Source organism: Herbaspirillum hiltneri N3, assembly GCF_001267925.1.
GTDB classification, from domain to species: domain Bacteria; phylum Pseudomonadota; class Gammaproteobacteria; order Burkholderiales; family Burkholderiaceae_D; genus Herbaspirillum; species Herbaspirillum hiltneri.
This window is the reverse complement of record NZ_CP011409.1, coordinates 2834956-2857835: the sequence shown is the minus strand read 5'-3', so window position 1 is coordinate 2857835 and position 22880 is coordinate 2834956. Positions and strand designations below refer to the sequence as shown.

The following is a 22880-nucleotide window of genomic DNA, read 5'->3' as shown; positions in this document are numbered from 1 at the left end:
TACTAGGTTTTTTGCTGATCGGCCCCGACGCGTCTTTCGGCGTCAGGTGGGTAGGCTGGTCTGGTGCCCGTTTAATGGCCAAGCGGCGACTGGAATTTGTTCTCCCTCCCGGCCCACTTGATGACAGCCGATTCTATGAGCGAGAGTCGTGTACCGCATCCTTCCAGAATTCGAAACCTCGCTTGTAATAATTTGAGAGTGCGACAGGGTGATCCAACGTACATGTGTGTAGCCAAATACGTGCGCTACCGAGTTCTCGGCAACGAGCAAGGACCAGCTTGAGCGCAGCGCCTCCCATTCCTCGGCCGACATGCTCGGGACACAATCCAAAGTAGAGAATTTCTATTGAATTGTCCGAGTGTGAATTTAACTCGCAGTAGCCCAAAAGTTCCCTTGATTCAGATTTTATGACAGAGATATCTACGTTATCGCGTTCAAAGTAACTTTCCCAATCCGAATTAGTCCAGTTCTGACGGTCTGCATCCCAGCAGTATTGATTGCCGACCAGATGATAAAGCCAGGCACATTGGGTGGCTGATTCAGCTGGTTGTAAGAACATATTCCAAGGTGGTTCCTCACAAAAAATCCGTGCCGGGCTCGTTATTTGCAAATATGTCGTTTTCACCATTAAGGTCCTCAGATTTCTATTTCTATCTGAGTGGAATGACCTCCTTGCTAGGTTCCAGAATGAGGGAGCGCCTCATTAGAGCGCACAGTTTGAAGTACAGCATTTTGCGCGAAGAGCTCGCACTTGCATGCTATCGCGACAGGAACTCGGCATACTACTGCGAAATGCATTGTATGGCGATTAGTTGTGCGATCGCGCGGCACTACGCCCCAAAGATGGGCAAGGAATGCGAACATGAGCAGCATTTCGATCATTTGCTCGGATCGCGGTTATTTGCTCGGATAGGCAAGCGGCAATTTCGCCTGGAAAATGTTGAATTTTTTTGCCACTTACAAACACATTTCTAGATTCGGCAAAAGGAGCATGATGAACATTTGCGACGGAGAACATAGGTATAGTAGACTGCATTTGAGTCTAGGATTCACACGAGATTTGATGTCTCTCTCAGGATAAAGTGTTTAGGAATTAGGTGCTGAATGTCACATGACCATTTTCTCGTTCGTGATCTCCAAAAAGAATTGCTCGGTTTGGTCAATTCTTCGCGGATATTCTCGGACATTCATGTCGAGCAAAATCAACCCCTCATGCTGAAGACTCCCCGAGGCTGGCAGCCAGTTGATGATATGCCGGTCTCCATCGAAAATTTAGTACCTTTCTTAAGCACGATCGACGAAGATTGGGAAGATAAAATAATCGATGGCGCAATCGATTGTTCTTATGTTCTTGAACAATGGCGTCTGCGCTGCAATATCTATCGCATGGCAGGCGGCAGCAAAGTGGGGGTTTCCATTCGTCGCTTTCCCGTCGAGCCGCTCACACTTGAGCGCACCGGATTGCCCGGTTATGTGAAAACGATGCTGGAAGCCTCCAAAGGCATCATCTTGGTGACCGGCCCCACCGGGGCAGGTAAAACGACGAGCATTGCGTCGATGCTCGACTACATCAATACAACTCGCCAAGGGCACATAGTAACGATCGAAGAGCCCATTGAATATGAATTACATCGCAAGCAGTCGATGATTTCTCAAAGAGAAGTGCCGACTGATACGCCGAGTTTTTCTGTCGGTCTGCGAGAGGCTCTGCGCCAAAAGCCGGATGTGTTGATGGTGGGGGAAATCCGGGACTTCGATACCGCTGATACCGTGCTGCATGCGGGCGAGTCAGGTCATCTTGTTTTGGCAACGCTCCATACCAGTAGCGCAGTGAGGGCAATTACCAAGTTGCTTAGTTTTTTTCCGCAAGATCAGCGTATTCAACGTGCGGCTACTTTGGCCGAGAGCTTGGTTGGGGTAGTATTTCAAAGCTTGATTCCGTCCGAGGATGGGCAGCATCAGATTATGGCGAGTGAAATGGTGTTTAACAACAATCAGCAGATTGCTCCATTTATCACCGATCCGTCCAAACTTCACATGATCGGCGATTTCATGAGGCGCAAGGAGGATAATATGTCGCGGACCCTGAATGAGGTTTTGCTGCAATTAGTGGTGAAAAAAAGTATTTCATCACGCGATGCATTGCGAGTGGCGTACAACCGTTTGGAGTTGCATGAGATGATCAATGGGGCCAAGCGCTAAACTTCACCACCGAACAAGAGGGAAGATGCATTAGGGATGTTTGTGCGACGGGCTCTCGACAAGAAGCCGCATCAACAAAAAAAGCGACCACTGGTCGCTTTTTTTGTTGGGGCCATCTGCATCCCACCGACTTCCAACACTCAACCTTGCATCCGAAAGTGCCGCCCGTGGAGGGAAGAGAAAATACTCCTGCGTCCTAATTGCCAGTGGCTTCTTGCGGTTCTTGGAAAGCAGTATCGACGAGATCGGTGTCTACAGGATCCAATCGATATCCTTGGCTATAGGCCGTTCGGATAGTTACAAGAGGGCGACCGTCCACAGTTAATTTTTTTCGGAGTTTGTATACGTGTTGTTCTGCGCGTAACCGCCGCTGCCGGTCATGGTGACCATGTTGGCGATGATGCCGCCGGTCGACGCACCGTAGTTGACGGTATCGGAACCACCGCTGCCGCCATTGAAATTGACGCTGTCGATGCCGGCGATGAAGACGTCATCGAAGGCGCTGCCGATCACGTTCTGAATGTGGCTGTAGGTGTCGCCTTCGGCATCGCCGCCGACACCGCGTCCGCTGACGAAATTGACCGACACACCGGCTGCCGAGTTGGCGTAGCTGACCGTGTCCTGGCCGCCGCTGCCGCCGTCGAAATTGTTGACGTCGATATTGCCGACGAAGGTGTCGGCGAAGGCGCTGCCGATGACATTCTGGATATGGACATAGGTGTCGCCCTGCGCCGAACCGCCGGTGCCGACGCCGGTGCTCAGGTTGACCGTCACGCCGGCCGCCGAGCTGGCGTACGAAACCGTGTCGGAACCGCCGCTGCCGCCGTTGAAGCTATTGGCCTGAGTGTTGGCGATGAACATGTCGCCGGACGCGCTGCCGATCACATTCTGGATATGAACGTAGGTATCGCCTTCGGCGTCGCCGTTGCTGCCCAGACCGGTGATCAGGTTGACCGTCACGCCGGCCGTCGAATGCGCGTAGGACACCGTATCGGAGCCTCCCGTGCCGCCATCGAGACGATTGACCTTGCCGTTGGCAACGAAGGTGTCGCTGGAAGCACTGCCGATCAGGTTCTGGATGTTGCTCAGCACGTCGCCCTGGGCGTCGCCGCCGGTGCCCACGCCGGTGACGAGATCGATCGTCACGCCCGCAGCGGAATTCTTGTAACCGGCCGTATTGATGCCCTGCGTACCGCCAGTCAGCACGTCGGCGCCGGCGCCGCCTTCGAAATAGGTGTTGCCGCTGCCGCCGATAATGGTGTCCACGCCCACGCCGCCATAGAGCAGGTCGTTGGCGTTGCTGCCGTAGATCGTGACACCGCCGTCGCCGGCATGGATTTCATGCGGCACGCCCTGCGCCGGCAACACCCATACGCTCTTGCCGGTGGCCGGATCGAGATAGGTCAGGTCGGTGTAGGAACTGGCATCCTTGATCACCACGACGCGCGAATCTAGCAGGTGCGTAAGACCATCGCTGGTCAGCACCGACACGTCGAAATTGATGGTCGCCGTCGGCGCCGTCGGCCGGGTCGGATCGGCCGCCGTGGTGGTGTATTGCACTTGCAGGTCGAAGGTCTTTTCACCGGCAGCCGGCGTGATCTGATAGTTGCCGCCACCCAGATTGACCGCGTTCAAAATCGTCATGGTTGACGGCACGCCGCTGATCAGCACGGATTTCACGGTACCGTCGCCGGTGACGTTGACCTTGAATATCTTGATGAAATCGCTCTGCGTGTTGCTGCTGGTGGCGTAGATGGTATGGACATCGTTGCCGGCGTTGATCACCTGCGGCGCAAACTGCACCGAGTTGGAACCGTCGATGGCCGAGGCGACCGAGCCGCCGCTGCCGTGCAGCACGCTGCCGACCTGGGTCTGGGTTGTCAGGTTGAGCAGGTTGAGCGTCATCGCCGGCGTTTGCGGGCCCACCACGATCGGTGTCAGCACCGAACCCGGACGCTCCGATATCTCCGGGGATACTTGTTTGATCAGCGAATCGGCGCCGGTCGTCACCGGCGGCGCAGGCGGCACCGGGATCGACGGCAGCACCAGATTTTGCAGGCCGTTGCTGGTCAGCGAACCGGCGTTGTCCTGGATGATCTTGGCCAACTGGCTGGTGGCGGCTGGATTGACCTGGGCCGAATTGTTGTTGGAGGTGAAGTGGTTTTCCGGCACACCGTGGCTATCGGAATTATTGGCACGGTCCTGAGTATTCACCGGATCGGAATTGAGTATCAGCGACTGGTCATTGTTGCGCAGCGGGATCTTGCCGACCAGGTCGAGCAAGCGGCCGGTGTCCTGCGAGGCATCGGCGAAAACAATCTTCGACTTCTCGTCCATGGCGCCCATCGCGCCGCCGGCCAGGACGACCTTGCTGCCGTCTTCAAGCTGCAGGACCATGTCGACGTCCACCACCTGCACGTGCTTGACCGCACCGCGCGGCACGTTGAGATGGAAGCTGCCGTTCTGATCGGGCATGGTCACGCGCGCGGAGCCGGTGACGGCCTGCGCGGCATTGGCTGCGTTTGCCGAATTGGCCGGATTTGCCGAACTTGCTTTCGATGAAGCTGCTGTCGCCATGTCAAACCTCGCTGAGGAAGTCAATCACATAATCATGGCAGCGCACGATGGCTTCGCCGCACTGCCCTTTTTCCGTTCGATGCCGCTGTTGCTGCTGTTGCTGCTGTTGCTGCTGTTGCTGCTGTTGCTGCTGTTGCTGCTGTTGCTGCTGTTGCTGCTGTTGCTGCTGTTGCTGCTGTTGCTGCTGTTGCCGCTGTTGCTGCTGTTGCTGCTGTTGCCGCTGTTGCTGCTGTTGCCGCTGTTGCTGCTATTGTTGCTGTTACCGTTACTACTGCTGCAAGATCGCCGCGCTCGGTCCGTCGGCGACGATCTTGCCGTCGTTGAGCACGATGATGCGATCCATGCACCTGAGCAGAGCGGTGCTATGTGTCGCCACCACCAGAGTGCGTTGCGCCGAATACGCCATGAGTTTCTGGATGATCCTGGTTTCCGTCGACAGGTCGATGCCGGTAGTCGGTTCATCCAGCAGCATCACGGTCGGCATGCCCGCTACCGCACGCGCCAGCGCTACCATCTGGCGCTGACCGCCGGACAGGTTGCCGGGCGCCTTGAGCATCTGGTCCAGACGCAGCTCACCGCGCGCAATCAGGTCGTCCACGCCGGATACCGCTAGCGCCGCTTCATATTCGTCGCTGCCGATGCGGTCGCCCACGAAGATGTTGGCCGCCAGGCTGCCGTCGAACAGGAACGGCTCCTGCGGCTTGTAGCCGATACAGCGCATGCGCACCGGCGCGGATGTCGTGCTGGATCACGATGGTGACCATATCGGGTTGCGGCTTGCTGTCCATGGTGTGTGCTTTCAAGGCTGAGTGGGCGTATCTGAGTGGGCGTATTCTAGGGGAAACCTTGCCGATGCATGCGAAAAAGCCCGGGTTTGCCGGGCTTCTTTTTTTCCGCGAAATTTCCACAGGAAAAGTTTTCCCGATTGCTGCCGTTAACCCTCATGCACCATGCCCTCTCGCTGCGAATTCAATGCGGCGGCTGATTTGCGATTAAAATTTCGAAGGTCGGCAGCGTCATGCATGTCGATCCGACAACACGCCAGGGCTCCAGGGAAACACTATGAAAAAACTCAATCTCAACCTCAAAGATGAAGTCTACGATTCGCTCGACCGCGACTACAAGAACTTCAATCGCCTCTCGCTGAAGTGCGATTCGGGATTTGTCTCGCCGACCTTCGAGAGCTTCATGCTGGCGAAACTCTCCGACAACACCACCTTCCTGACCGAAGCCGCCGTGCAGCACCTGATGCTGTCGGGCCAGTACGCATGGGCCAAGCGCGCGCTCGACAAGGACTTTCCCGACGTGGTCGCGATCCTGATCTCGCAAGCCTCCAATTACGGTTTCCATATCGCCGTGCGGCATGACTGGAGCATCGATGAACTGACCGCCGCGTCGAAGGCCTGGGCGACATCCATCGTCAAGCAAGCCAAGGGCGACGAATCGCAGATCGACGTCCTCGCCGCGCAAATCAAGTCGGCGGCGATCAGCATCGCCAAGGCCGAAGAGGCGCTGAAGACCCCGGCATGGCGTCTGGCGCGTTCGTGGGCGCAGCAACTGCACGACGCCAAGATCGCGGTCGAACATGCACGCGGCGCCGTCGCCAGGGAAAAACTCGGCTCGCTGCGCACGCTGCTCACACTCGGCATCGCCTACGGCACGGTCAAGGAAAAGGAAGAAAAGGAAATCCTCGATCGCCTGCGCGACAAGAAACCGTATCTGTTTGAAGAAGAAGCCGACGGCTTCCTCGGCCGCGCCCTCGCTTGGTATCGCAGCGTGTTTGCCTGAATCCGAATCGCCCCGATCCAAGGCCCGTTGTGCTTCATGCGCAACGGGCCTTGTTCTTTTCCGCGCCGAAAAACCTCCGAACCTTTCAGCCGAATCCGATCCAAAAGATTATCTGCGGGAGACATCGTGATTGCCGCAGCGCTTCTCAACGGACAGGAGTTATCAATGCTGCAACTCAAAGATCCTTCCCTGCTGCGTCAGCAGGGCTACATCAACGGCGCCTGGTGCAATGCCGACGACGGCGGTACGCGCGCCGTCACCAATCCGGCCACCGGCGACAAGCTCGGCACGGTACCCGACATGGGCACGGATGAAACCCGGCGCGCGATCGAGGCCGCGCAGGCGGCATGGCCGGCCTGGCGCAAGAAAACCGCCAGGGAGCGCGCCGCCGTCCTGCGTAAATGGAACGATCTGATGCTCGCCAACGCCGACGACCTGGCCCTGATCATGACGGCCGAGCAAGGCAAACCGCTGGCCGAATCCAAGGGCGAAATCGCTTACGCCGCCTCGTTCATCGAATGGTTCGGCGAAGAAGCCAAACGTACTTATGGCGACACCATTCCCTCGCCGGCGCCCGACAACCGCATCGTCGTCATCAAGGAACCGATCGGCGTCTGTGCGGCCATCACGCCATGGAATTTCCCGGCGGCGATGATTACGCGCAAGGCCGGTCCTGCGCTCGCGGCGGGCTGTCCGATGGTGCTCAAGCCGGCCGAGGCGACGCCGTTTTCCGCATTGGCGCTGGCGGTGCTGGCCGAACGTGCAGGCGTGCCGGCCGGCGTATTGAACGTCGTCACCGGTTCATCCAAGGTGATCGGCGCCGAGATGACGGGCAACCCCATCGTGCGCAAGCTGAGCTTCACCGGCTCGACCGCAGTCGGTAAGCTGCTGATGGAGCAATGCGCGGCGACCATCAAGAAGATATCGCTGGAACTGGGCGGCAATGCGCCCTTCATCGTGTTCGACGATGCCGATCTCGACGCGGCGGTAGAAGGCGCGATCGCCTCCAAGTTCCGCAATACCGGACAAACCTGCGTCTGCGCCAATCGCATCTACGTACAAGACGGCGTCTACAACCAGTTTGCCGACAAGCTGGTCGCCGCCGTGGCGAAGCTGAAGGTCGGCAACGGTCTCGATAGCGGCGTCACACAAGGTCCGCTGATCGACGAGAAAGCAGTACAGAAAGTCGAACAGCACGTCGCCGACGCCCTCGCCAAGGGTGGGCGCGTGCTGTTGGGCGGCAAGCGCCATGCGCTGGGACACGGGTTCTTCGAGCCGACCGTGATTGCCGACGTCACCGCCGACATGAAGATCGCGCGCGAAGAAACCTTCGGTCCGATGGCGCCGCTGTTCCGTTTCAAGACGGATGATGAAGTGCTGGCGCAGGCCAACGATACCGAGTTCGGACTGGCCAGCTATTTCTATTCGCGTGATATCGGCCGCATCTGGCGTGTTGCCGAAGCACTGGAAAGCGGCATCGTCGGCATCAATACCGGCCTGATCTCCAACGAAGTCGCCCCGTTCGGCGGCGTCAAGCAATCGGGCATGGGACGCGAGGGATCGCACTACGGCATCGACGACTACCTGGTCATCAAGTACTTGTGCATGGGGGGAATCTGATTCAACCCGGTCGCCGGAACGTCTTGCGCTCTGCTTCCACCGTCTTGCGGCAGGCGCAGCCGGTCAGGTGGTCATTGACCAGACCCATCGCCTGCATGAAGGCATAAATCGTGGTCGGGCCGACGAAGGTCCAGCCGCGTTTCTTGAGTGCTTTCGACAACGCCACCGAGGCTTCCGAGGTGGGATTGGCCTGCCAATAGTCGAGCGTGAGGATCTTGGGCCGGTCTTTTGCGGCGGGTTCGAATTGCCAGAACCAGGCCGCCAGCGAACCGGCTTCGTCGACCAGTTCGATGGCGCGGCGGGCGTTGTTGATGGCGGAGACGATCTTGGCGCGGTTGCGAATAATGCCGGCGTCGCCGAGCAGGCGTTCCACGTCTTGCTCCGTGTAGCGCGCCACGCGATGGAAATCGAAACCGTCGAACGCGGCGCGGAAATTCTCGCGCTTGCGCAGGATGGTGATCCACGCCAGCCCGGACTGGAATCCCTCCAGGCAAATCTTCTCGAACAGCCGCACGTCATCGGCCACCGGCCTGCCCCATTCGCCGCCATGGTATTCGGGCATGGCCACATGCCAGGCGCAATACACCTTGCCGTCCTCCGCCGTGATCAGTCCTGGTACGTCGTTGCTGGTTGTTGTTGTCATGTCGATAAGTGGAATGCCGCGCGCAAGCCGCCATGATGAGGCAAAGCGAGCGGGCGCGCACGGCGCTTCTTGCTATTTGACAGTCAAGCCGCGATGGCTTCTTGCAGCAACTGCAAAACCGCCGGCGCAGCGCTCTGTCCATGCCGGCCCGGGTCGGCGATCGCATACACCGTGCGGATCGCCGGTCCGTCCATCGCGAAGCTGAGCGCGAGAACAATTTTTCCGTGCTGCAAAAATGTCGCGCCCCATCCGCCGTTGATGCCGGCGCATTCGATCCGCATGCCCGGCATGCTCATTGACATGAGGGCGCCGACAAAACCGCTCGCCGCCTGCGTACCGATCCCGCCAATACCACCATTGCCCACCACCACGGCATCCGGCGCCAGCAATTGCAGCAGGGCCTGCTTGTCCTGGCGACAGATCGCCGCCACGAACTCTTGCGCCGTCTCGCGGCACACCTGTTCGTCCGCAATCCGGCGTACCCGGTCCGACTGCACGCGCTCCTTCGCCCTGCGCACCAGTTGCCGGCAATGCACCGCCGTCTTGTCCAGCGTGCGTGCGATCTCCTCGTACTGGCAATCGAACACTTCGTGCAGCAGCAAGGCCGCCCGCTCATCCGGACTCAGGCGTTCCAGCATCAGCAGCACGCCATACGACAGGTCCGACAGCATCGACACCGCGTCTTCGGCCGACGGCGCGCACGCGTCCATCCACGGCTCAGGCAGCCAGGGCACGGCGGTGGCGGCGCGCTCATGCTGCAGATGCCGCAGGCGGTCTATCGCCAGCCGCGTGGCGACGGTGGTCAGCCAGGCCACCGGTGTTTTGAGCGGCAGGTCCTGCGCTTCGTGCCAACGAATCCAGGTTTCCTGGACGACGTCTTCCGCCTCGGCCACGCTACCGAGCATGCGGTAGGCGATCGACAGCAGCCGCCGCCGTGCGGCTTCGAACGTGGCGGTGGCGCTGATCGGGTTTCTTGTCATGTGATTTCTCCATATGGGCAGCGCCGGGCGACTGCTCTTCGTTGACGTCCGGGCCGGCCAAAACGTGACAGCGTGCGAAAAATATTTTCATGCCGTCACGCAAGGCCGGCGGCAACCGTCATGTCCTTACATCAACATTTCACGAAAAAGGACACGCCATGCCTGCATTTTCCCCTCGCGCCCTGGACCTGGTCCCCACCGTCGTCGAGCAATCGGGGCGTTCGGAACGCGCCTACGACATCTACTCGAGGCTGCTGCGCGAGCGCATCATCTTCCTGGTCGGGCCGGTCACCGATCAGTCGGCAAACCTGATCGTGGCGCAGTTGCTGTTCCTCGAGTCGGAAGATCCCGACAAGGACATCTCGCTTTATATCAATTCACCGGGCGGCGTGGTTTATGCCGGGCTGGCGATCTACGACACCATGCAGTTCATCCGGCCGCAGGTCTCGACCCTGTGCACCGGCTTCGCGGCCAGCATGGGCGCCATCCTGCTGGCGGCCGGCGCACCCGGCAAGCGGCTGGCCTTGCCTAACGCCCGCATCATGGTGCACCAGCCGTCCGGCGGTTCGCAGGGAAGCGCAACCGACGTCGAAATCCAGGCGCGCGAAATCCTCTACCTGCGTGAACGCCTCAACGGCATCCTGGCCCATCACACCCGCCAGCCGATAGAGCGCATCGCCGGCGACCTCGAACGCGACAACTTCATGTCATCCGAACGCGCCAGGGAATACGGCCTGATCGACGAAGTCGTGTCGCACAAGACGCGCCCGGACTGAGCGCCTGTTCACTCGGCAAAGCCGTCGGTGGCGCGGATCAGCTGGTCAAGGATGCCCGGCTCGTTGTACGCGTGGCCGGCGCTGCCGACCAGGTGCAAGGTTGCATCCGGCCAGGCCTTGTGCAGGTCCCATGCCGACTTCGCCGGCGTGACGATGTCATAGCGGCCCTGCACGATCACGCCCGGAATGCCCTTGAGACGCCCCGCATTGGCCAGCAGCTGGCCTTCTTCCATGAAGCCGTGGTGAACGAAGTAATGGTTCTCGATGCGCGCGAACGCCAGCGCAAAGTGCGGGTCGCTGAAGCCCGCGATCATGCCTTCATCCGGCACCAGCGTCACGGTGCTGGCTTCCCAGCGGCTCCAGGTGCGCGCCGCTTCCAGCCTGGCGGCTTCGTCGTCGCCGACCAGCCGTTTGCGGTAGGCGCTCATGAGATCGCCGCGCTCGGCTTCCGGAATCGGCGCCAGGAACTCGTCCCAGCGGTCCGGCGCCAGCCATGAGGCGCCTTCCTGGTAATACCACTCCAGCTCGGCTTGCCGCAGCAGGAAGATGCCGCGCAGCACCAGCTCGCTGACGCGCTCGGGATGCGTCTCGGCGTAGGCCAGCGCCAAGGTGCTGCCCCATGAACCGCCGAACACCTGCCACTTGTCGACGCCCAGCAGCACGCGCAGGCGTTCGATATCGGCCACCAGGTCCCAGGTGGTGTTGGCGTCCAGATTGGCATGCGGCAGCGAACGGCCGCAACCGCGCTGATCGAACAGCACGATGCGATATTTCTCGGGATTGAAGAGTTGCCGGTGCGAAGGACCGCAACCGCCGCCCGGACCGCCGTGCAGGAACACCACCGGCTTGCCTTTGGGATTGCCGCAGGTTTCCCAATACACGCTATGGCCGTCGCCGACGTCGAGCATGCCGCTCTCATACGGCGCGATGGGCGGGTACAGCGTGCGCAATGCGATGTTGTCGGTATTGTCGGTATTGTCGGTATTGCCGGCGTTGCTGCTGCTGCTGATATTGCCGATATTGCTCATTGTGTGGATTTCCTTGAGGTCGGATGGAAAGCGGGAAGAGTTTCAGGTCGCGGCAAAATAGCCCGACAGTTTGGCCAGGTCGACATTGCCGCCGCTGACGATGACGCCGATGCGTTTGCCCTTGAGCTGCGCCTTCATCTTGCGCACGGCGGCGAAGCTGAGGCAGCCGGTCGGCTCGACGATCATCTTCATGCGCTCCGCATAGAAACGCATGCATGCCACCAGCTCGTTGTCGCTGACGGTCAGGATGTCGGTCACATCACGGCGGATGATCTCGAACGTGTAATGACCGAGATGCTGGGTCTGGGCGCCGTCGGCGATGGTCTTCGGCGTGTCGATGTGGATGATCTTGCCGGCACGCAAGGATTGCAGCGCGTCGTCGCCGGCTTCCGGCTCGACGCCATACGTCTGGCAATCGGGCGACAAGGCCTTGGCAGCCAGCAAGGAGCCCGACAGCAGCCCGCCGCCGCCGAGGCAGACGAACAGCGCATCCAGCGGTCCGGTTTCCTCGATCAGTTCCTTGACGGCGGTGCCCTGTCCGCTGATCACGTCGGGATGGTCGTAGGGCGGAATCATGGTCAGGCCGTGCTTCTCCGCCAGCGCGGCGCAAATCTCTTCGCGGTTTTCGGTATAGCGGTTGAAACGTACCACCTTGCCGCCGTATCCGCGCGTGGCGGCCACCTTGGCTTCGGGCGCGTCTTCCGGCATCACGATGGTGGCCGGCATGCCGAGCTGGTGCGCCGCCAGCGCAATTGCCTGTGCATGGTTGCCCGATGAAAACGTCACCACGCCGTCGTTGCGCTGCTCCGGCGTGAAGCGCATCAGCGCATTCATGGCGCCGCGGAACTTGAACGCGCCCATGCGCTGGAAATTTTCACACTTGAAGAAAACCTGCCCGCCGATCTCGGCATCGGCCGTACGCGAAGTCAGCACCGGCGTCTTGTTAGCATGGCCGGCGATGCGGCCGGTGGCGGCGACTACGTCGCTGTAATCGGGAAGCTCAGGCATGTTCTCTCCATCAGTGGCTGGGCGGGTACGGGATTTGTTGCTCTTCAGATAGTAAAACATTTTCAGCAACGCGACCGCGCCCTGCTCCGCGCCGCGTCAGCGTCCGTTCAGGAAAATCCCGATACAAGCATGGCGCAGCCCCGCGTACCATCCGCTCACAGTCTCGCTACATCCCCGTTTGTCCGCCTTGCAAAGCAAAGGATTGCGTCCATGAAAACCCGTCAATGCGAAAGCGTTTCCGCTGCCCGCAGCAACGGCGGCATGCAGCACCGGCGGCCGCCCAAACTGCGGCTCAAACCGATATCGGTCCCGGTCGGCAAACGCCTCGGCGACGATCGCTTCCAGGCCATCGTTCGATCTTCGGGCGATGCCATCATCGGCAAGACCCTCAACGGCATCGTCACCAGCTGGAATGAAGGCGCCGAACGCCTCTTCGGCTATACCGAAAAGGAAATGCTTGGCCTCCAGATGCTGCGCCTGTTCCCGATCGAGCGCCTGGACGAAGAGTATTACATCCTCGAACGCATCCTCAACGGCGAGCAGGTCGCGCCGTTTGAAACCATACGCATTCACAAGGACGGCTCGAAAGTGCCTGTGTCGGTATCCATTTCGCCGGTGTGCGACGAAGACGGCAATGTCGTCGGCACCTCCAAGATCGCCCGCAACATCAGCAACCAGCTCAGGCTGGAAGGCGCTGCGGAACAGTTCCGCGCACTGGTCGACAGTTCCGACGATGCCATCATCTCGAAAACCATGCACGGCCGCATCAGCAGCTGGAACCGCGCCGCCGAGACCATCTTCGGCTACACCGAGGCAGAAATGCTGGGCCAACCCATGCTGCGCCTGTTCCCGGCAGAACGCCTCGAGGAAGAGGCGTTCATTCTCAACAAGATCCTGGCCGGAGAAAAGGTCGAACACTTTGAAACCGTGCGCATCCACAAAAACGGCAAACGCATCCATGTGTCGGCGACCATCTCGCCGATCCGCGATCGGGAAGGCAATATCGTCGGCGCGTCCAGTATTGCGCGCGACATCACCATGCTGCGCCGCCAGCAGGAAGAACTCGAACACCTGGCGCATTTCGATGCGCTCACCGACCTGCCCAACCGGCTGCTGCTGTCGGACCGTCTGCGGCAGGCCATCGCGCTCAGCAAACGCAGCGGCAAGCCGCTCGCCGTGCTGTATCTGGACCTCGACGGTTTCAAGCTGATCAACGACCTGCATGGCCATGACGTCGGCGACGCGCTGCTGGTGGCGATATCCGAACGCATCGTCGGCACCTTGCGCGACACCGACACGCTGGCCCGGATCGGCGGCGACGAGTTCGTCGCGGTGCTGGTCGACATCGACAGCAATGCCAAGCTCAAACGCTTGCTCGAACGCATTCTCAAGGCCTGCGCCATCCCGGTCCAGATCGGCGACAAGCATCTGGAAGTGACGGCCAGCATCGGCGTGACGACCTATCCCTATGACGACGTCAGCGAAGACCAGCTGATGCGCCACGCCGACCTCGCCATGTACGAGGCCAAACAGGCCGGCAAGAATCGCTACCATCTGTTCGACGCTCCCCGCGAGGCCGAAGGCAAGAGCCGTCATGTCTACGTCCGGCGCCTGGCCGAAGCGCTGGAGAACGACGAACTGGTGCTGCACTACCAGCCCAAGGTGAACATGAAAACCCGCACCGTGGTCGGCGTCGAAGCACTGCTGCGCTGGCAGCATCCGGAGCGCGGCCTGCTGGCGCCAGCGCTGTTCCTGCCGCTGATCGAAGGACATCATCTCAACGAAGACATCGGCATCTGGGTGGCCTCCAATGCGTTGGCGCAGATGGAGCAATGGCGGCAAGCCGGCATCCGCATGCCGGTCAGCATCAACCTGGCGCCGAACCAGTTGCAGGACACGCGCTTTCCGGCTGTGATGCAGGAATTGCTGGCGCGTTATCCGCACATCGCGCCCTGCGACCTGGAGCTCGAGATCCTCGAAACCAGCGCCATGCATGACATCGAAGCGGTGTCGCGCGTGATGCAATCATGCCGCGAGCTCGGCGTGCAGTTTTCGATCGACGACTTCGGCACCGGCTATTCGTCGCTGACCTATCTCAAGCGCCTGCCGGCCTGCACGCTGAAGATCGACCAGAGCTTCGTGCGCGACATGCTGAGCGATCATGAAGATCTCGCCATCGTGCGCGGCGTGATCGGCCTGGCCAAGGCGTTCGGACGCAAGGTCATCGCCGAAGGCGTCGAGAGCGAGCAGCACGCCGTCAAGCTCCTCAAGATGGGTTGCGAACTGGCGCAAGGCTACGGCATTGCGCGACCGATGCACGCCGACGCATTTTCCGGATGGCTGGGTGAATGGGAGGCCACGGCAAAGCGTGGCTGAAATACCAATTCCCGGCGTAGGACAAACACTGAATCCCCGGTAAGAAAGTTTGCTGCGCTCGCCGCAAACGCCCCTTTTTTCCCATTTCTTCGTAACATAGCAAGCGAAGATATCCCTCTGCCGCTTGCACCTTTCCATACACGTGTTCGCCGGAGACCGATTCCTCGGGTCGGAAGATTCACCAGAACGCATTTCATCAACAGGCGTGAGATGCGTTCTTCCCAAATCCAAAAAAAGCACTTCACCATGGTGAATACAGAGGCTGCACATGAAGCTTGACGCCGCATTGACGCAGTACAGTTTTCTCCAGGGTCCGGGGACCATGGGACGACTGATACTGGAACATGACTGGTCCGCCACCCCGCTCGGGCCCATTGGCAACTGGCCGCAAAGCCTGAAGACCTCCATCAGCCTGATGATCAATTCGCGACAGCCCATGTGGCTGGGCTGGGGCGAAGACATCACCTTTTTCTACAACGACGCCTACATCGCCGTACTCAGCGAATCCAAGCATCCTTCAGCGCTGGGGCGCCCCGCCGCCGAAGTCTGGGCGGAAATCTGGGATATCTGCGGCCCGCTGGCGGACAAGGTGTTCCATCACGCCGAAGCGACCCTGGTGGACGATATCCGGCTGTTCATGAATCGCGAATACGGCCTGGAGGAAAACTACTTTTCCTTTTCCTACAGTCCGATCCGCGACGAGTCCGGCAAAGTCGGGGGCCTGTTCTGCACCAACGCGGAAATGACCTCCAAGCACCTCAACGCCCGTCGCCTGCGCACGCTGTCCGACCTGGCGCGGGGGGCGCTGGTCGAGCGGACCACCGCAGGCGCTTGCGCCGCCGCCGCCGCAATCCTGGCCGACAATCCCGACGATATCCCGTTCGCCCTGTTGTATCTGGCCGATTGCAGCCGTCGCCAGGTGCTGCTGGAACAGCGCGTGCGCGTCGCAGCGCTCGACCCGGTTGCTCCCGCGGGCGTGGTTGTCGGCGCCGCTGATGCTGATGCTGATGCCGGCACAGCGACCTCCTTCTGGCCGTTCGAACAAGCGCTCGGCGCCAGCGGCAAAATCCTGATCGACATCAGCGCGGTCGATACGCTACCGCCCGGTCTGGCCGACCAGCATCTGCAGCAGGCGGTGATGCTGCCGCTGCAGACGCCGGGACAAGAACACCCGATCGGCGTACTGATCTGCGGCGTCAATCCGACTCGCCAGCTGGATGAGGACTACCAGACCTTCTTCGATTTGCTGGCGGGCCAGATCGGCATCGCCATCCAGAACGCGCGCTCCGCCGAAGCGGAAAAACAGCGCGCCGACCTGCTGGCCGAACTGGACCAGGCCAAGACCACTTTCTTCAGCAACGTCAGCCACGAATTCCGCACGCCGCTTACGCTGATGCTGGGGCCGCTGAACGACATGCTGGCCGACAAGGAACACAGCCTGCCTGCAGCGCAGCAGGAGCGCGCCGAAATGCTCCGCCGCAATGCCCTGCGCTTGCAACGGCTGGTGAATACCCTGCTCGATTTTTCGCGCACCCAGGCCGGCCGCACGCAGGCCTCGTATGTGCAGATCGACCTGGCGGCATTTACGGCCGACCTCGCCAGCACCTTCCGCTCGACCATCGAAGGCGCGGGACTGAGATTCGAGGTGGATTGCCCGCCCTTGAGCGAAGCGACCTGGGTCGATCCGGGCATGTGGGAAAAAATCGTCCTCAACCTGCTCTCCAACGCCTTCAAGTTCACCTTCGCCGGCAAGATCGGCATCCGCCTGCGCGGTCACGGCGACCACGTCAGCCTGACCGTCAGCGACACCGGCGTCGGCATCGCCCGTGAACAGTTGCCGCTGGTGTTCAAGCGTTTCCATCGCGTCGAAGGTTCGCAATCGCGCACCCATGAAGGCTCCGGCATCGGCCTGGCACTGGTGCGCGATCTCGTCACGCTGCAGGGCGGCGCCATCGGTGTCGACAGCGATCTGGACCAGGGATCGTCGTTCACGCTGACGATCCCGGCCGGACGCGATCATCTGCCGGCCGAGCGCGTGGTCGACTCCGCCGACCCGGTCAGCCTGAGTCCGCTGGCGGATGCCTACGCCGCCGAAGCGGATCGCTGGAGCGGTGCGAAAACAAGTACTGCCATCGAAGCCGAAGAGACGATCGGCGCCGACCGCATCCGCACCAATCCCCTGCCGTCGGCCGGCGCCCGCATCCTGGTCGCCGACGACAACGCCGACATGCGCGAATACCTGTGCAACCTGCTGCAATCGCACTGGCGCGTCGAGGCTGTCGGCAACGGCGCCGAGGCGCTGGAGTCGGTGCGCGCCAATCCGCCCGACCTGATCCTGTCCGACGTCATGATGCCGCAGCTCGACGGCTTCGGACTGCTGAATGCGCTGCGCAGCGAAGACGCCAGCAAGGATATTCCCTTTCTCCTGCTGTCGGCGCGTGCCGGCGAAGAGGCGCGGCTGGAAGGTATCGCCGCGGGTGCAGACGATTATCTGGTCAAGCCGTTTTCCAGCCGCGAGCTGATTACCAGGATCGAATCCATGCTGCTGCGTTCGCAGATCCGCGCCATGGAGAAACGCCATGCCGACCGCATGGCCACGATTTTCGCCCAGGCGCCGGTGGCCATCGCCATCACGCGCGGCCCCAATCACGTCTTCGAACTGGCCAATACGCCCTATCAGGAGCTGGTCGGCAACCGCCCCATCATCGGTCGCACCGTGCGCGAATCGCTGCCTGAACTGGAAGGCCAGGTGGTGCTCGAGCTGCTCGACAAAGTGTATCGTTCTGCCGAGCCCTACATCGGCCGGTCCCTGGGAGTGATGCTGCGGCGCAGCCCGGGGGCGGCGGAAGAACGCTTCTTCGATTTCGTCTATCAGCCGATGCTCAAGACCGACGGCAGCATTGAAGGCATTGCGGTAGTGGCCTTCGAAGTCACCGAGCTGACGCGCGCGCGCCAGGCGGCGGAAGTCGCCAACCGCACCAAGGATGAATTCCTCGCCATGCTCGGCCATGAACTGCGCAATCCCCTCACGCCGATTCTCACGGCGGTGCACCTGATGCGCCTGCGCGGCGGAGGCGGGATGGAAAAGGAATGCAGCGTGATCGAACGCCAGGCGCGCCACCTGGTGCGGCTGGTAGACGACTTGCTGGACGTCTCGCGGGTGGCGCAGGGCAAGATCAACCTGCAGAAAAAGAAACTCGAAATCGCCGACATCATCTCCAAGGCCGTCGAGACCGCCAGTCCGCTGCTGGAAGAGCGTCAGCACCGCCTCACCCTCAACGTACCGGCACAAGGCCTGCACGTGCACGCCGACCCGGAGCGTCTGACCCAGGTGCTCGCCAACCTGCTGACCAATGCCTGCAAGTACACCGAAAACCGCGGCCACATCAGCGTCGACGCCAGGCTCGACAACAACCAGATCGTGGTGGACGTACGTGACAACGGCATCGGCATTCGCCCGAATATGCTGCCGCACGTATTCGAAATGTTCGCCCAGGAAACCCAGGCGATCGATCGCGCCGGCGGCGGCCTCGGACTCGGCCTGGCGATCGTGCGCAGCCTGACGGAATTGCATGGAGGTTCAGTGCATGTATTTAGCGCCGGTCCGGGCGCGGGCAGCGTGTTCACGATCAAGCTGCCGGCCGTCCTCAGCGACGCCACGCCGATATTGCTGCCCTTGACTCCCGACAGCCTGCACGACCTGCAACCGGCGGAAAAAGGCTGCGCCATCCTGATCGTCGACGACAACCTGGACGCCGCGCAAATCCTCGGCGAACTCCTGACCATGCAAGGACATGAAATCCGCATCGCCTATGACGGACCGTCGGCGCTGGACATCGTCAAGGATTTCACACCGCGCATCGCCTTGCTGGACATCGGCCTGCCCATCATGGACGGCTACGAAGTCGCCGGCCATCTGCGCGCCATGCCGCAACTGGACGGCATCCGGCTGATCGCGCTGACCGGATACGGCCAGGCAAGCGACAAGCTGCGCTCGCTGCAGGCCGGCTTCGATCATCACCTGGTCAAGCCGGTCGATATCGATGTCGTGGAAGAACTGATCCGCAGCACGCTGGCTGCCTCCGCGGCTGCGTCCGAGGTCTCTGCCGGCGTGCTTGGCAATCTGATTGCCGGCGCCGCACCGGATGCTGAACCGGCCTGAACCGGCAGCGCAGGATCAGTCACGGCGCTGTTTAGCGTTTTCGGCAGCTTGCATGGCGATGAATTCCTGGGCGTCGCTGATCGCGGCCAGCTCGGTCGCCCGGATTTCCAGGCAACTGTAGCTGGGCTGGTAGCCGCCATCCACGAGCACGATGCCCCGGTATTGCGAGGGCCCCAGACGCGCGATGCCGGCTTGCAGGGATGGGCTGGTAAGCTCCGGCAGGAATTCGCCGCCGGGCAGGTCGACAGGGATGCTCATGCTGACTCCTCTTCAGTAGGGAACAACGACAAAATCTTCTTGGTTAGGCGCTGTTTCGTACCGGCATAGTCATGCCAGGGATCGCGCTTGAGCGAGGCCAGCCGTTTCGGCACGGTGGCGACATTGAAGCTGTCTGCCTTTGTCCTGGCGCTCAATTCATCCCAGGTCAGCGGTACCGACACCGGTGCTCCCGGCCGCGCTCGCGGCGAATACGCGGCGACGGTGGTGGCTCCTATCCCGTTGCGCAGGTAATCGATGTAGATCTTGCCGTTGCGCGCCACCTTCGCCATCTTTGCAGTGAAGTAATCCGGCAGTACTTCCGCCATGTGCGTGGCGAGGCTACGCGACCATTCCTTGACAACATCCCAGTCCTGTTCCGGCACGATCGGTACGACCACGTGCAAGCCCTTGCCGCCCGAGGTCTTGACGAAACTGCGCAAGCCGATTTCTTCCAGCAAGCCGTGCACCAGCCGGGCGCCGTCAACCACCTTGCCCCACGGGACGTCCGGCGCCGGATCGAGATCGAAGACGACCCGGTCCGGTTGCGTCAGCTTGCCCTCGCGCGAGCCCCAGGTATGCAGTTCCAATACGCCCATCTGGACGGTAGCGACCAGTCCGGCAACATCGTTGACCATCATGTAGTCGGCGCTGCCCTTGCCTTCCGGGACCTCGATCTTCTCCACGGCGTCAGGCGCTCCCTGGCCCAGATGGCGCTGGAAGAAGCACTTGCCGGCACTGCCGTCGGGACAGCGCACCATGGTCATCGGGCGTCGCTGCACGTGTGGCAGCAGCCAGTCGGCGATGCTGGCGTAGTATTCGGCGAGATCGCGTTTGCTCAGGTGCGGATCAGTGAACAGCAACTTGTCGGGATGGGTGAGGCGCACGCCTGCGATAACGCCGCCTGCAGATCCGGCCTTCGCGGATTTGCAGGATTTTCCTGACGCTGCCGTCGCATCAGGAGCATCAGGAACATCAGGCGTAGCGTCCTTCCTCTCGCGCACGATGTCGCCGGCCTTCTTGTCCTCGCGCAACGCCACGAACGCGCCGTGACGCAGGATGCCGGATTTGGTCCACTGCGCGAACTTCACCTCCGCCACCAGCTTCGGCGCCAGCCAGTGCACGCCATGCGCCAGCCGGCCGCGCGGCGGATCGACGAAGGCCGGCTGATCGCGCTCCAGGGTTTTGAAGCGCTTGAGCAGTTGCGCCAGATTGCGGTCGTCGAAGCCGGTTCCGACGCGTCCGGCGTAGTGCAACTCTCCGGTTGCTGCATCATGCACGCCCACCAGCAAAGCGCCGAAGCCGACTCGGCTGCCGGCCGGATCGGTATAGCCGGCGATGACGAATTCCTGGCGCAGCGCGCACTTGAGCTTGAGCCAGCTGCGGTCGCGCCGCCCCGCATAGGCGGCATCGATGCGCTTGACCACGGTACCCTCCATGCCGTGCAGGCAGGCGTGGCGATAGACTTCGGCGGCGTCGCCGACGATATGTTCGCTGAAACGGATCAGCCCGCTGCCGTCCACCCCCGGCACCACTTCGCGCAGCCGGCGCTTGCGCTCCAGCAGCGGCGTGTCGCGCAAGTCCTCGCCGTTGAGCCACAGCAGGTCGAACACGTACAGGGCCAACGTTACTCCGCCATAGCCGGCCTGGTCCTGCAAGGCTTCGAAACTGATGCTGCCGCCCTCCAGCAATGCCACCACTTCCCCGTCGATCCAGGCTTCATCGACGTCAAGCGCGGCCAGCGCCTGGGTCAGTTGCGGCCAGCGCTTGCTCCAGTCGAGATGCTCGCGCGTAAAGATGCGCGCCTCGCCGCCCTCGATGCGGCACAACCCGCGATAGCCGTCGAACTTCATTTCGCTGAGCCATTCGTCGCCGTCGGGTGCGTGTTCGGCCAGCGTCGCCAGCTGGACGTCGAGCTTGGCCGGCATGGCGGCGCGATGTGCGTTCCGGCGGTTTTTCGGCGTTGTTTCAGCCGCCTTGGCTGCAGGTTTTACGGCCTTGGGAGGCAGTGCATCCGCTACGCTTTCCGGCCGCAAGCCGGTGATGTCGGCCTGTTTGCCTTCGCGTGCGGCGTCGTCCTTTTCCTTGATCAACAGCCAGTTTTCCTTGCTCTTGCTGTCTTTTTCTGCGGGCTTGCCCATGCGCACCAGGTTCCAGCGCCCGTTCAGTTTGACGCCGCGCAGCTCGAATTCCAGGTGTCCTTTTTTCAAGCCGGCCACCGGATCGCCGATCGGCAGCCATTCCCCGCGATCCCACAGGACCACTTCGCCGGCGCCGTACTGGTGCTCGGGAATGCGGCCTTCAAAACTGCCGTAGTCGTAGGGATGGTCTTCCACGTGCACCGCCAGGCGCTTGTCGTGCGGGTCCAGGCTGGGACCTTTCGGCACCGCCCAGCTTTTGAGCACGCCGCCCACTTCGAGGCGGAAGTCGTAGTGCAAAGCGCGGGCGTGATGGCGCTGAATGAAGTAGCTGAGCATCTTGCCGGACCGGCGCGTGGCCGGCGGCGGCTCGGGCGTGATCCTGAAATCACGCTTGGCGCGATAGCGGGCCAGGCTCATGCGCGCGCCCGCGTTGCCGATGCGGCCCTTGCCCGGGTCTTGGCGGCAGGCCTGGCGCCAACCTTGCTGCGGCTTTTGGCGGCGGACGCAGCCGGCTTCTTGCCCTTGCCATCGATGCTCTGCTTGAGCAAGGCCATCAGATCGATGACCTTAGCGCTGCTGCGCGGCTTGCTGTCGTCATCGGCTTCCGGCTCGGCGATCTCGTGGGTCTGGCGGCTCCTGATCTTCTTTTGCACCATCGCCAGGATGTCGTCGCGGTAGGTGTCGCGCAGCGATTCCGGGTCCCACTCGCCCGACATGCTTTCCACCAGCGACTGCGCCATCTCGACTTCCTTCGCGCTGAGGCCGGCTTTCTTCGGATTGGCGTCGGGCACCGGCAAGTCGTCCGGCGCCCGCAGTTCGGCCGGGTAGCGCAAGGTGATCAGGTTGATGATGTCGTCGAACGGGGTCAGCGCGGCGATGTGCTGGCGCGTACGGATGACGATGCGCGCCAGCGCCACCTTGCCGCTCTTGCGCAGCGTCTCGCGCAGCAAGGCGTAGGCCTTGGCGCCGCTTTTCAGGGGCGCCAGGTAATACGGCTGTTCGTAGTAAGTGATCGGGATCTGCACTGCATCGACGAAGGATTCGATGTCGATGGTCTGGGTGGCTTCGACGTTGGCGCGCCGCAAGTCTTCATCCGACAGCAACACGTATTTGCCGTCTTCGTATTCGTAGCCTTTGACGATGTTGTCCCAGACCACTTCCTTGCCGGTTTTCTTGCTGATGCGCTTGTAGCCGACGGGGGACAGGTCGCGCTTGTCCAGCATGGTGAAGTCGAGCTCGTCATGCTTCTCGGCCGTGAACAGCTCGACCGGTATGTTGATCAGCCCGAAACTGATCGCGCCCTTCCATAGTGCTCGCCGCATGA

At 61.2% G+C, this 22880-nt stretch carries 16 protein-coding genes; 6 read left to right on the top strand and 10 right to left on the bottom strand.

Features of this window, described 5'->3' with window-relative positions:
* Positions 1-133: 133 nt before the first annotated feature.
* Positions 134-559, bottom strand: coding sequence for a GNAT family N-acetyltransferase (locus tag F506_RS23850; protein ID WP_407638241.1), 426 nt, complete (start codon positions 557-559; stop codon positions 134-136).
* Positions 560-1104: 545 nt separating this feature from the next.
* Between F506_RS23850 and F506_RS12960 the strand changes: the two genes are divergently transcribed.
* On the top strand, positions 1105-2202 hold the full coding sequence (locus F506_RS12960; protein ID WP_053198037.1) for a type IV pilus twitching motility protein PilT: 1098 nt from the start codon (positions 1105-1107) through the stop codon (positions 2200-2202).
* 321 nt (positions 2203-2523) lie between these two features.
* Here F506_RS12960 and F506_RS12955 read toward each other — a convergent pair whose 3' ends face one another.
* Together F506_RS12955 and F506_RS22705 are read right to left on the bottom strand one after the other, a co-directional pair.
* Complete coding sequence (locus tag F506_RS12955) at positions 2524-4779, bottom strand: beta strand repeat-containing protein (RefSeq protein ID WP_144424052.1); 2256 nt, start codon at positions 4777-4779, stop codon at positions 2524-2526.
* Between the two features lie 268 nt (positions 4780-5047).
* Entirely contained in the window at positions 5048-5500 is a 453-nt protein-coding gene (locus tag F506_RS22705; protein ID WP_235471146.1) for an ATP-binding cassette domain-containing protein, read from the bottom strand.
* Positions 5501-5841: 341 nt separating this feature from the next.
* On the opposite strand from F506_RS22705, the gene F506_RS12945 reads away from it, so the two are divergent.
* Both F506_RS12945 and gabD read left to right on the top strand, forming a co-directional pair.
* Positions 5842-6567: a DUF4088 family protein gene (locus tag F506_RS12945; protein WP_053198035.1), complete on the top strand. Its 726-nt coding sequence runs from the start codon at positions 5842-5844 to the stop codon at positions 6565-6567.
* A gap of 165 nt (positions 6568-6732) precedes the next feature.
* Complete coding sequence (gene gabD, locus F506_RS12940) at positions 6733-8187, top strand: NADP-dependent succinate-semialdehyde dehydrogenase (RefSeq protein ID WP_053198033.1); 1455 nt, start codon at positions 6733-6735, stop codon at positions 8185-8187.
* A 1-nt stretch (position 8188) separates the two neighbouring features.
* On the opposite strand, the gene F506_RS12935 is transcribed toward gabD, so the two are convergent.
* Positions 8189-8830: a DNA-3-methyladenine glycosylase I gene (locus F506_RS12935; RefSeq protein WP_053198031.1), complete on the bottom strand. Its 642-nt coding sequence runs from the start codon at positions 8828-8830 to the stop codon at positions 8189-8191.
* An 83-nt stretch (positions 8831-8913) separates the two neighbouring features.
* Complete coding sequence (locus F506_RS12930; protein WP_053198029.1) at positions 8914-9810, bottom strand: sigma-70 family RNA polymerase sigma factor; 897 nt, start codon at positions 9808-9810, stop codon at positions 8914-8916.
* Between the two features lie 158 nt (positions 9811-9968).
* Here F506_RS12930 and clpP point away from each other — a divergent pair, with 158 nt between their 5' ends.
* On the top strand, positions 9969-10586 hold the full coding sequence (gene clpP, locus F506_RS12925; RefSeq protein WP_053198027.1) for an ATP-dependent Clp endopeptidase proteolytic subunit ClpP: 618 nt from the start codon (positions 9969-9971) through the stop codon (positions 10584-10586).
* 8 nt (positions 10587-10594) lie between these two features.
* On the opposite strand, the gene pip is transcribed toward clpP, so the two are convergent.
* The gene (gene pip, locus F506_RS12920) at positions 10595-11527 is read right to left on the bottom strand and encodes a prolyl aminopeptidase (protein WP_053201564.1); all 933 of its coding nucleotides are present in this window, start codon (positions 11525-11527) and stop codon (positions 10595-10597) included.
* Between the two features lie 129 nt (positions 11528-11656).
* Complete coding sequence (locus tag F506_RS12915) at positions 11657-12622, bottom strand: threo-3-hydroxy-L-aspartate ammonia-lyase (RefSeq protein WP_053198025.1); 966 nt, start codon at positions 12620-12622, stop codon at positions 11657-11659.
* Positions 12623-12832: 210 nt separating this feature from the next.
* On the opposite strand from F506_RS12915, the gene F506_RS12910 reads away from it, so the two are divergent.
* A complete protein-coding gene (locus F506_RS12910) occupies positions 12833-14998 on the top strand; it encodes an EAL domain-containing protein (protein ID WP_235471145.1) in 2166 nt (721 codons plus the stop codon).
* A gap of 268 nt (positions 14999-15266) precedes the next feature.
* The gene (locus F506_RS12905; protein ID WP_083457838.1) at positions 15267-19160 is read left to right on the top strand and encodes an ATP-binding protein; all 3894 of its coding nucleotides are present in this window, start codon (positions 15267-15269) and stop codon (positions 19158-19160) included.
* A gap of 15 nt (positions 19161-19175) precedes the next feature.
* Here the strand turns inward: F506_RS12905 and F506_RS12900 are convergent, their stop codons facing one another.
* From F506_RS12900 to ku, 3 genes are read right to left on the bottom strand one after another with little or no spacing between them, the layout of a single operon-like run.
* On the bottom strand, positions 19176-19418 hold the full coding sequence (locus tag F506_RS12900; protein ID WP_053198023.1) for a phospholipase D-like domain-containing protein: 243 nt from the start codon (positions 19416-19418) through the stop codon (positions 19176-19178).
* Positions 19415-21973: a DNA ligase D gene (gene ligD, locus F506_RS12895; RefSeq protein WP_053198021.1), complete on the bottom strand. Its 2559-nt coding sequence runs from the start codon at positions 21971-21973 to the stop codon at positions 19415-19417. Before ligD ends, F506_RS12900 begins: the two co-directional genes overlap by 4 nt.
* The gene (gene ku, locus F506_RS12890) at positions 21970-22878 is read right to left on the bottom strand and encodes a non-homologous end joining protein Ku (RefSeq protein ID WP_053201560.1); all 909 of its coding nucleotides are present in this window, start codon (positions 22876-22878) and stop codon (positions 21970-21972) included. The genes ligD and ku overlap by 4 nt, the downstream gene beginning before the upstream one ends.
* Positions 22879-22880 lie beyond the last annotated feature (2 nt).